The organism is Pseudomonas rosaeacicularis (assembly GCF_057128745.1).
The window spans coordinates 127513-137878 of the sequence record NZ_JBSKHT010000007.1 but is presented as its reverse complement, the minus strand read 5'-3'; the positions used below and the strand labels follow the sequence as shown (position 1 = coordinate 137878).

The 10366-nt window shown below is 59.2% G+C and carries 13 protein-coding genes; 6 read left to right on the top strand and 7 right to left on the bottom strand.

All coding sequences use genetic code 11. The annotated features are described in order from the left end of the window. Nucleotides 1-140: 140 nt before the first annotated feature. Entirely contained in the window at nt 141-1595 is a 1455-nt protein-coding gene (locus tag ACWKWM_RS10980) for a TrkH family potassium uptake protein (protein WP_483846166.1), read from the bottom strand. Between the two features lie 165 nt (nt 1596-1760). Here ACWKWM_RS10980 and ACWKWM_RS10975 point away from each other — a divergent pair, with 165 nt between their 5' ends. Then, complete coding sequence (locus tag ACWKWM_RS10975) at nt 1761-2321, top strand: nitroreductase family protein (RefSeq protein WP_483846165.1); 561 nt, start codon at nt 1761-1763, stop codon at nt 2319-2321. A gap of 104 nt (nt 2322-2425) precedes the next feature. Here ACWKWM_RS10975 and ACWKWM_RS10970 read toward each other — a convergent pair whose 3' ends face one another. The 6 genes from ACWKWM_RS10970 to ACWKWM_RS10945 form a co-directional block, all read right to left on the bottom strand. Further along, the gene (locus ACWKWM_RS10970) at nt 2426-3754 is read right to left on the bottom strand and encodes a sensor histidine kinase (protein ID WP_483846164.1); all 1329 of its coding nucleotides are present in this window, start codon (nt 3752-3754) and stop codon (nt 2426-2428) included. An 81-nt stretch (nt 3755-3835) separates the two neighbouring features. Continuing rightward, nucleotides 3836-4276 carry an LTXXQ domain protein gene (locus ACWKWM_RS10965; protein ID WP_483846163.1) on the bottom strand — a complete coding sequence of 147 codons (441 nt, stop codon included), beginning with the start codon at nt 4274-4276 and terminating at the stop codon, nt 3836-3838. A gap of 231 nt (nt 4277-4507) precedes the next feature. After that, nucleotides 4508-5185: a response regulator transcription factor gene (locus ACWKWM_RS10960; RefSeq protein WP_483846162.1), complete on the bottom strand. Its 678-nt coding sequence runs from the start codon at nt 5183-5185 to the stop codon at nt 4508-4510. Between the two features lie 7 nt (nt 5186-5192). Continuing rightward, nucleotides 5193-5612, bottom strand: a complete 420-nt coding sequence (locus ACWKWM_RS10955; RefSeq protein ID WP_483846161.1) for an SH3 domain-containing protein — start codon at nt 5610-5612, stop codon at nt 5193-5195. 138 nt (nt 5613-5750) lie between these two features. Further along, a complete protein-coding gene (locus ACWKWM_RS10950; RefSeq protein WP_483846160.1) occupies nt 5751-6050 on the bottom strand; it encodes a YciI family protein in 300 nt (99 codons plus the stop codon). Between the two features lies 1 nt (nt 6051). Beyond that, a complete protein-coding gene (locus ACWKWM_RS10945) occupies nt 6052-6660 on the bottom strand; it encodes a septation protein A (protein ID WP_483846159.1) in 609 nt (202 codons plus the stop codon). A gap of 65 nt (nt 6661-6725) precedes the next feature. On the opposite strand from ACWKWM_RS10945, the gene ACWKWM_RS10940 reads away from it, so the two are divergent. From ACWKWM_RS10940 to ACWKWM_RS10920, 5 genes are all read left to right on the top strand, one after another. Then, nucleotides 6726-7586, top strand: coding sequence for a PHP domain-containing protein (locus ACWKWM_RS10940; protein ID WP_483846158.1), 861 nt, complete (start codon nt 6726-6728; stop codon nt 7584-7586). Between the two features lie 13 nt (nt 7587-7599). Next, nucleotides 7600-8232 (top strand): L-threonylcarbamoyladenylate synthase, encoded by a 633-nt coding sequence (locus ACWKWM_RS10935; protein WP_483846157.1) that lies wholly within the window; start codon nt 7600-7602, stop codon nt 8230-8232. Further along, complete coding sequence (locus ACWKWM_RS10930) at nt 8229-9047, top strand: segregation and condensation protein A (protein WP_488199716.1); 819 nt, start codon at nt 8229-8231, stop codon at nt 9045-9047. The genes ACWKWM_RS10935 and ACWKWM_RS10930 overlap by 4 nt, the downstream gene beginning before the upstream one ends. A gap of 16 nt (nt 9048-9063) precedes the next feature. After that, nucleotides 9064-9849 (top strand): SMC-Scp complex subunit ScpB, encoded by a 786-nt coding sequence (gene scpB, locus ACWKWM_RS10925; RefSeq protein ID WP_483846156.1) that lies wholly within the window; start codon nt 9064-9066, stop codon nt 9847-9849. Nucleotides 9850-9993: 144 nt separating this feature from the next. Continuing rightward, nucleotides 9994-10182: a DUF1289 domain-containing protein gene (locus tag ACWKWM_RS10920; protein ID WP_483837348.1), complete on the top strand. Its 189-nt coding sequence runs from the start codon at nt 9994-9996 to the stop codon at nt 10180-10182. Nucleotides 10183-10366 lie beyond the last annotated feature (184 nt).

The following is a 10366-nucleotide window of genomic DNA, read 5'->3' as shown; positions in this document are numbered from 1 at the left end:
GTGCACGGCGCAATTCTGTAGGAGCGAACTTGTTCGCGAGGCGGTTTGCCTGACACACCGCAGCGTCTGGCTCGCCAACAAGTTGTCTTTTGCAGCAATGCGTGCAGGGTGCAAGCCTAAGGGAACGATCATGCATTCGGTCAATGCCGCCAGAACGCGGGGATGCACAGCACTAGCACGGTGATGATTTCCAGACGGCCCAGGAGCATGCCGACCGACAGGATCCATTTGGCGGCGTCGGGCAGGGTTGAGAAGTTTCCGGCCGGGCCGATGGTTCCCCCCAAGCCGGGGCCGACGCCGGAGACTGTACTGGCGGCGCCGGTCAGGGCGGTCATCCAGTCAAGGCCGAGCAGCGACAACAGGAGTGCGATCAGGCAAATGGTAATGGTGAAGAAGAACGAAAAGGTCAGTATCGAGCGCACGATGTCGTCGTCCAGGCGGTGGCCGTTGTAGTTCTGCCGAATTACCGCTCGGGGATGGATCAACTGGTGCAGGTTGGCCCGGAGCAGGATGTAAGCGACCTGAAATCGAAACACCTTCACGCCACCCGCCGTGGAGCCGGAACAGCCGCCGATAAAACCCAGATAAAAGAAGATCATCAGCGAGAAATTGCCCCAAAGGCTGTAATCCCCCAGCGCAAAACCGGTCGTGGTCACCACTGAGGTCACGTTCAACGCGACATGGCGCAACGCGTCGTACCACGGCAAATCGGTGGTCGCCCAGTACCAGACGCCCATGACCAGCCAAGTCAACAGCAGCAGGCAGATGAAGCCTTGCACCTGCTGGTCCCTGAACAGCGCCTGGCGATTGCCACGCAACGTCGCGACGAACAACGTGAACGGCAGGCTGCCAAGGATCATCACCACGATCGCTACCCAATGCACGGCCGGTTGCGTCCATTTGGCCAACGATTGATCGGAGGTCGAGAACCCCCCGGTAGAGATGGCCGACATCGCATGGTTGATCGCATCGAACAGGCTCATGCCCGCCAGCCAGAAGGCGACGCTGCCCAACGCCGTGATACCGACATAAATCAGCACGATGAATTTGGCGACCATGTGCGAGCGCGGCATGACCTTTTCAGAACGATCCGATGATTCAGTCTGGAACAGCCGCATGCCACCGATTCGCAGCAACGGCAGAATCGCCACCGCCATACCGATAAAGCCGATACCGCCGAGCCAGTGCAGCAACGAACGCCAGATCAAAATCCCCGGTGACATGGTGTCCAGTCCGCTCAACACCGTAGAGCCGGTGGCGGTGATGCCGGACATGCTTTCAAAGAATGAATCGGTGTAGCTGATATGTTGCGTCAGCAAAAACGGCAGTGCGGCGAAGATGCAGACCACTACCCAACTGCTGACGGTCAGCAGGTACATATCCCGCGGCCGCAGATGCACATGCTCGGGCCGACCGGGAATCACCAGCGCCAGCCCCGCAACAAAGGTGATCGTGCTCGCCCACAGGAACGACGGCAGGTCGCTTGTGCGCTCGAAGATCAGCAGGGTCGCCATCGGTACGACCATCGCCACGGCCAGCGTGATGAGAAAGATGCCGATAATGAAACCGATTATGCGAAGGGTGGGCAACGCCATGCGGTCGCTCTGATGAGGAAATGAAGGGGCGCCATTCTACCCGTGGTCATGCACATGTAAACCGAAGCGCTTTCTGAGTGTCTTGTAGGTAATTGCCACTGCTATTGGTCATTGAAGTTCAACCCGTCCTAGAATGCCCAATCATTTTTCAAAGGAATCGATTTGATGGAAGCGCTCGACCTGTTGCTCACCCGCGTGTCGGTTCCCCGACTGATTGAACCGGCGCCGGACGCCGCGCAACGAGAAATCCTGTTCAGTGCCGCGTTGCGCGCTCCCGACCACGGTCAGCTGCGGCCCTTTCGTTTTCTCACGGTGGAGGGAGATGCCCGTGAACGCATGGGCGCGTTGCTGGCTGAAGCGTTGCAGCAAGGTGGCGGCGAAATCGAAGAGAAGGCCCTCGACAAGGCGCGTAATGGCCCGTTGCGCGCGCCGCTGGTGGTAGTGGTGATCGCCAAATTGCAGGATCACTACAAGGTGCCCAAGAGTGAGCAATTGATCACCGCCGGTTGCGCAGCCCATGGCGTGATACTCGCGGCGTATGCGTTGGGTATCGGCGCGGTCTGGCGCACGGGGGAGTTGTCTTATTCGCCCCATGTGGCGAAGGGATTAGGCCTGGAAGCAGACGAAGAAGTGATCGCGTTTCTTTATCTCGGTACCCCGCAAAACCCGCCACGCGTGGCCTCGAAGGTCGATGTGGTGGATTTTGTGAGCGACTGGCAGGGTTGAACCGACCTGCACAGGATCCCCTGTAGGAGCTGACGAGCAACGCGAGGCTGCGATTGCGGTGTGTCAGACACATTGCATCGCAGCCTCGCGTTGCTCGTCAGCTCCTACAAGTGACCGCAAGGCAGCTCCAGACTTGCGATAAATCCGCCGTCCGGGTGATTCTCCAGAATCAGGTTGCCGCCATGCTTCTCCGCTGCGCGCTTGGCGATCGCCAACCCCAGTCCATAACCTGGCGCTGTCTGGCCGGGCGCGCGATAGAACGGTTCGCCCAGTTGCGCCAGGTGTTCTGGCGCAACGCCCGGGCCGTGATCGCGGACGCTGATACGCATCTGCTCGCCAACCCGCGTAGCGCTTAGTTCGATCGGCTGATTGCTCGGGTTGAACCGCGAAGCATTGCGCAACAGGTTGTCCAGCGCGCGTTCCAGCACATCCGGCCAGCCCAGCAGGCTCACCGTGCGGTCGACTTCTATCTTCACAACCTGATCGCCGGCGCCTTGCTCGGCCTCGGTTTTCAAGTGTTCAAGCAGGCTGCTCAAATCCACTTCCTCGGCGCTGCCCACATCGGCGTCCAGTCGCGCCAGCGCAAGAATTTCGCCAATCAGCGCTTCCAGACGATCACATTCACGGGTCAGTCTGGGCCACAGCAGTTCCCGCTGCTCGGGTTCTGCACGTTCAGCCAACGCCAGTGCGATACGCAGGCGCGTCAAAGGAGAACGCAGTTCGTGGGATACGTCGCGAAGCAACTGACGCTGGCTGCTGATCAAGCTCTGCAAGCGCGCGCCCATGCGATTGAAGTCGTTGGCCAGCACGCCAAATTCATCGCGCCTATCTGCCAGTTGCGCCAGGCTGTTTTGCTGATAAGTGGTTTGCCCCAGATCATGCACGGCCCCCCGCAGGCGGCTCAACGGGCGAGTAATCGATAAGGTCACGAACAGGCTGAACAGCGTCAACACCACTAGCGCAATACCCAACGCACTGAGTGGCCATAACAGGCTTTCGCGGTGCCAGGCATCCAGTTCAGGATGGGGGATGCGATAGATCAGCAGATAGGTTTCGCTGGTTTTCGGGCTGGTGTATTCGGTGGTCAGCCGCCGCCACGGCAGTTGTTGTTTGGGATCATCATGCTGGCGGGCCTCAAAGGCTGCGGCACGGGGAGGGAAGGTGCCAGCAACAACCGCTTCGCCACTGTCGTTGAGCACTTGCACGTCGATGTGATATTTGCGCTTGAGGTCTTGCAGGTAATCCTGCGCCGCTTCCATGCCTTTTTCGTCGTACAACTGCGTCCATTTCTCCGGCAATTTATGCAGACCGGGGTGACGACTGAGAATCCACGCGTCCTGATTGAGCATGTGCCCCAACAAAATCGACAGGCCTGCGACCAATGCAATTGCAAGCCAAAAGCTCGCCAGGATTCGCCAGAACAATGAGCGCACGTGATTCCCTCAAATCAGAAAAACCCGGCACGCCGGAGCGTGTCGGGTTGGACGGTTAACGTAACCGCGATGATCCCGCTGTTACTGGGTTTTTTGCGCTTTCTGCGCTTTCCAGGCCTCGAACTCGGCGCGATCGGCACGGCGCTGTTCCTGGTCTTTCTTCATTTGGTCAAACTGCTTCTGCTGATCAGGCGTCAGCATGGCGCGGATGTCGGTATCGGTCTTGGCGCGTTTGGCGGCAAATTCGTCGTGCATCGCTTTCTGATCGGCTGGCGACAGCTTGGCAAGGTATTTGTCGGTGATCTCGTGGCGACTGCGCATCTGGTCACCCATCAACTTGCCCACTTGCTGGCGTTGCTCAGGGGTCAGGTTGAGTTTGTCGAACGGACCTTTGTGGTGCATGCCTGGACCGCCGTAGCCTGGGCCGCCGTGACCCATCGGGCCGCCATCAGCGGGTGGCATTGCCATCGCAACGGTAGGCAGAGCAGCAGCGAACATCAAAGCCATCAGAGTCTTACGCATGGTGTATCTCCTTGTCTCGAATCCGGCTCTGTGCCGGTTGAGGCCAGTTTAGGGAGATCAAGGTCAAGCGAGGTCAGGCGTGGGTAAAGCTTGGGTAAAGAGGTGTGTGGCGCGATCTGACATAGCAGTGGCACTGCGAACCCTGTAGGAGCCAACTTGTTGGCGAGGCAGACGATGCGCAGTGTCACGCAAGACGCTTCGCGAACAAGTTCGCTCCTACAGAGAGACGCATCACACCGCGTAGTAATAACCCCGGCTTCGCAGTGCGATGATCCGCGGGCTGCCGTCGGCGTGGGGCCCGATTTTCTTGCGCAGGTTGCTGACATGCATGTCCAGGCTGCGGTCGTACAAGGTCAGCTTTCGGCCAAGTGCCAGTTGCGCCAGTTCCTGCTTTTCCAGCGGCTCGCCGGGCTGACCCAGCAACGCTTCCAGCAAACGCGCTTCGGACACGGTCAGGACAAACTCTTGATCGTCGATCGTGACCACGCCGCGCGCAGGGCTGAAGGTCAGGTCGCCCAGCTCCAGTTGCGTCGACACCGCTGTGGGATGGCTACGGCGCAGGACTGCACGTAACCGGGCGGTCAATTCGCGGGGGTCGCAGGGTTTGGCCAGGTAATCATCGGCGCCCAGTTCCAGACCGAGAATCCGGTCCAACGGTTCACCACGGGCCGACAGCATCAGCACCGGCAGATCGGGGTGATCGGTGCGCAGCTGTTTGAGCAATTCCAGACCACTGCCATCGGGCAGCATCACGTCCAGCACTACGGCAGCAGGCGACGCCTCGGCCAAGGCCTTGCGCGCGCTCTGGCCATCGTGGCAGGCGCGCACCTGAAAACCTTCCTGGGTCAACCAACTGCTCAGAAGCTCACACAGCTCCTGGTCATCATCAATTAATAACAGCTCGCTCATGACTCACTCAATTTAGCCATTGCCGACGCTGTCTACGCCAGCCGCTGGCAAAGATACCGCACAGTAGGGCAATCAGTGCAACGCCGCCGCCTGCGACAAACCATTGTTGTTGCTCTGTCAGGACCCGCGCAGGCATGACGGACTGTGCTTCTTTGAGCTGTAACTTGAGCCGTTGGTTCTCCTGGCGCAGGCGACTAAGCGTAATTGTTTCCTGCTCGGTGCCGCCGGCTTGCAGCTGTTTGCTCAATTCTTCGCGCTGACGTTCGCTGTCCGCCAGCTTTTGACGCAGCTCACCGAGCTGGCTCGCGGTGCTGGACAACGGCAGTGTGTGGCTTATCGTATCGGTGGATTCTTCCCCCTCGACACTGAGGCTGATCGCTGAAACGGCCAGCAGGGCTAGCAGCAGACACCAAGGACCTGAACGCATCCGTACTCCTGACTTTTATTAGGCATTTGGCAGGTTGTCGGCAGGGGCGCTCAAATAATGAGCGGGGGGCGGCGGGGGAGGTGTGGCGGGACACATCACCCGGTCATGAGCAGACCGGATGATCGACACAGGCAAGTCTTACGGCAGAACTTGCTTGAACGGCTTGACCACGACGTGATCATAAACGCCAGCCTTGATGTACGGGTCGGCATCGGCCCAGGCTTGTGCGGCGCTGAGGGAATCGAACTCGGCAACGATCAGGCTGCCGGTGAACCCGGCGGCGCCTGGGTCATTGCTGTCCACCGCAGGCATGGGGCCGGCTAGCACGATGCGGCCTTCGTTCTTCAGCACGGTCAGGCGCTCAAGGTGTGCAGGTCGGGCTTCCAGGCGTTTTTCCAGAGAGTTGGCGACGTCTGTTGCAACGATGGCGTAGAGCATGTCAGTCCTCAGTCTTTTTCGGGGAAGGCGTGGCTGCAGGGTCGGCATCATGCATGTGGCGGGCGAGGAATATGCCCTGGCCGAGCAGGAACAACAGCGTCATGCCCAGGCTGCCGAAAACTTTGAAGTCGACCCAGAATTCTTGATAAGTGAACGCGACATACAGATTGGCCGCGCCGCAGAACAGAAAGAACACGATCCAGGCAATGTTCAGTTTGGTCCAGATAGCCTGCGGCAGTGTCAGCGCGTGACCCATGATGCGTTGGATCAACAGACGATCACCGATGAAGTGACTACCGGCAAACACCAGCGCAAACAGCCAGTTGACCACCGGTGCTTTCCACTTCAGGAAGGTTTCGCTGTGAAAGGCCAGAGTCAGGCTGCCGAACACCAGGCAGGCGATCAGTGTCAGCCATTGGCTTTTTTCAAGCCGGCCCTGTTTGAAGAACAGAATGCCGTAGACCACGATGGAGCTTGCGATCAGCACCGCGGTGGCGCTGAAAATACCGCCGACCATGACGCTGTGGCCCATGACGTCAACGGCGTGAGGGTCGATCTTGTAAACAATGAAAAACAGGATTAACGGGATGAAGTCGATGAATTGTTTCACAGTAAGAGCCAGAAGCTGGATGTGGCGGCATAATAACAAACATCAATGACTGCGAAAGCGCCCCTATGAATGTCGATCTGCACTGCCACAGCACCGCCTCCGACGGTGGCCTCGCGCCTGCTGTTCTGGTTGCGCGTGCCCACGAGAACGGCGTGCGGATGCTGGCGCTGACCGATCACGACACCCTCGAAGGCCTCGAAGAAGCCCGCGCTGCGGCGCTTGCACTGGATATGCAGTTGATCAACGGGGTTGAGTTATCTTGCACATGGGGCGGCGCAACCATCCACGTTCTGGGCTATGGTTTCGACGTCAAAGCGCAGGTTCTGGTCGATGCAATCGAGCAGTTGCACCACGGCCGATGGTTGCGCGCCGAAGAAATCAGTCGCAAATTGGCGATGAAAGGTATGCCAGGTGCGCTCGAAGGGGCTCGCGCCATTCAGCAAGCGCTCGGTGACAGCGGTAACGCGCCGGCCCGTCCGCATTTTGCCGACTTCATGGTTGCCCAGGGGTACGTCAAGGATCGCGCCGAAGCGTTCCGCAAATGGCTGGGCGCCGGCAAGCTGGGAGACGTCAAACAGCACTGGCCCACTCTGGAGGACACCGTCGCAACGTTGCGCGCCGCAAACGCCTGGGTCAGCCTGGCGCATCCTTGGCACTACGATTTCACCCGCAGTAAACGACGTAAACTGGTTGCCGATTTCCTTCAGGCCGGCGGCCATGCCATTGAAGTTGTCAACGGACTGCAACCTGCCGATCAGGTGGGCAGTCTGGCGATATTGGCCCGTGAATTCGGTCTGCTGGTAAGTGCCGGCAGTGATTTTCATGCCCCTGGAGGCTGGTCCGAGATCGGGATGTATCGCCCGGTCCCCGAGGACTTGTCGCCACTTTGGTGTCGATTCAAAAATGAACAGCCTTCTGCCGTCTGAACAGGAAGATACCGTGAGTCAATTTTTTCAGGTCCACCCGGACAATCCCCAGGCGCGCCTGATCAAGCAAGCCGTGGAGATCATCAGGGCGGGCGGTCTGGTGGTGTATCCCACCGATTCCTCATACGCACTGGGCTGCCAGATGGGCGACAAGAACGCGGTCGAGCGCATTCGCCGTCTGCGTCAGCTGGACGACAAGCACAACTTCACCCTGATGTGCTGCGACCTTTCGCAGTTGGGCATGTTTGCCAAAGTCGACACCACGGCCTTTCGGGTGCTCAAGGCTCACACGCCGGGGCCGTACACCTTCATTCTCAGCGCCACCCGCGATGTGCCGCGACTGGTCCTGCATCCCAAGCGCCGGACTATCGGTCTGCGTGTGCCGCGTCATCCCATTGCCCAAGCGTTGCTGCAGGAACTGGGCGAGCCGTTGATGAGCGTGAGTCTGATCCTGCCCGGCGAAACCGTGCCGATGAGCGATCCGTTCGAAATGCGCGAAGTGCTGGAACATCAGGTAGACCTGATTATCGACGCTGGCATGGGCGGCGTTTCGGCCTCAACCGTGGTCAATCTGACCGACGGCGAGCCGCAAGTGATCCGCGTCGGCTGTGGCGATCCGACGCCGTTCGGGGTTGAAGTCGAGTGACCGAGGCCGAAACACTCGACAGTCAGGCGGGCGCGCAACAGGAGTTGCCGTTTGCGCTGGTCTACGGTCAGGCGGTCACGCAGATGCCGCTGGACTTGTATATCCCGCCCGATGCGCTGGAAGTGTTTCTTGAGGCCTTCGAAGGCCCACTCGACTTGCTGCTTTATCTGATTCGCAAACAGAACATCAATATCCTCGACATCCCGGTGGCGGAAATCACCCGCCAATACATGGGTTATGTCGAGCTGATGAAGACAGTGCGCCTGGAGCTGGCCGCTGAATACCTGGTGATGGCCGCGATGCTGGCCGAAATCAAATCGCGCATGTTGCTGCCGCGTTCGGAAGCCGCCGAGGAAGAGGAAGACGATCCCCGCGCCGAGCTGATACGGCGTCTGCAGCAATACGAGCGCTTCAAGGCTGCTGCCGAAGGGATCGACGGTCTGTCGCGCGTGGGTCGCGATGTCGTGGTGCCCAAACTCGATGCCCCCGAAGCCCGTGCGCGCAAGCTGTTGCCGGAGGTCAGTCTCGACGAGTTACTGATGTCCATGGCCGAAGTACTGCGCAGAGGCGACATGTTCGAAAGCCATCAGGTCAGCCGCGAAGCACTGTCCACCCGCGAACGCATGAGTGATGTGCTGGAGCGCTTGAAGGGCGGCGGGTTTGTGCCGTTTGCCGAACTGTTCACTGCCGAGGAAGGGCGGCTGGGTGTGGTCGTGACCTTCATGGCAATCCTTGAGCTGGTCAAGGAATCCCTCGTCGAACTGGTGCAGAACGAACCGTTTGCCGTCATCCATGTGCGCGCGCGAGCCGAATAAGAGCTAGAGCTGATCGATGAATCTCAACGAACCCCGCGAGCTGGCAACGCTGCTCGAAGCTTTCCTGCTGGCCTCCGGTAAACCGCAATCGCTTGAGCGGCTGTACGAACTGTTCGAAGAAGGCGAGCGCCCGGAACCGCCGGTGTTCAAGAAGGCGTTGGACCTGCTGCGCAAATCCTGTGACAGTCGCGCGTTCGAACTCAAGGAAGTCGCCACCGGCTATCGCTTGCAGATCCGCGAGAAGTTTTCGCCGTGGGTCGGGCGGTTGTGGGAGGAACGCCCCCAACGTTATTCCCGAGCACTGCTTGAGACCATGGCGCTGATTGCCTATCGCCAACCGATCACTAGGGGCGAGATCGAGGACGTGCGTGGCGTGGCGGTCAACACCAACATCGTCAAGACCTTGCTGGAGCGCGAGTGGGTGCGGGTCGTTGGTTACCGCGATGTGCCGGGCAAACCCGCGATGTTTGCCACCACCAAGGCGTTTCTCGATCATTTCAACCTGAAAAATCTCGACGACCTGCCGCCGCTCGCCGACCTGCGCGAGCTGGAGCCCGACCCGATTCTGGACTTCGATGACGCGCCGGTGCCTGCGCATTTGCAGGCGTTGGCCGACGCCAGCCTTGACCCTGACGCCGAACCGGAGCCGCCCCGTGACGAAACCAGCTTCCGCAGCCTGTTGGTTGAGCTGGATTCCATGGAGAAAGGGCTAAAAATTGATTTCGACGATTTATTAATCGATCAGCCCGATACGCAGTCTGAATTGGAAGACGAGCCGCGAGACGATGAAGAATCGCGGTAGATAGTCAGTACATGAACCTTGTGGGAGCGGACTCGTCCGCGAAGAGGCCGGGCCAGTCACCAAATTTTCATCGCCTGAACCTCAGCTTTCGCGGACGAGTCCGCTCCCACAGGTCCTGCGTGTCTTCCCATTTCAGGTCAGCCCATGAGCACCAAATCCCCCTGCATCAGCCTTTGCAAATTCACAGACGACATCTGCCTGGGTTGCGGTCGCAGCAAGCGTGAGATCAAATCGTGGAAGAAGATGGAAAAAGACGAGAAACGCTCGGTGTTGGCTGAATCCGCCATGCGCCTGATCAAGCTCAAGGCCGCCGGTCGGCGGAAAAAGAAGTAAGCCAAAAGTTTTCGGCTAGTCTCTGATGCGCAACGCCTGCCATGGGCGTATGATTCGCGACCTTTTGGCGATCCATACCCGCCATCAGGCTTTCAGTATTCTGCCAGCGCGCCTTCCCTTTATAGAAGCCGACGTCAGGCAACCGGGCCATGCTTTGTCGAGCATGGCCTGATCGACACACCGG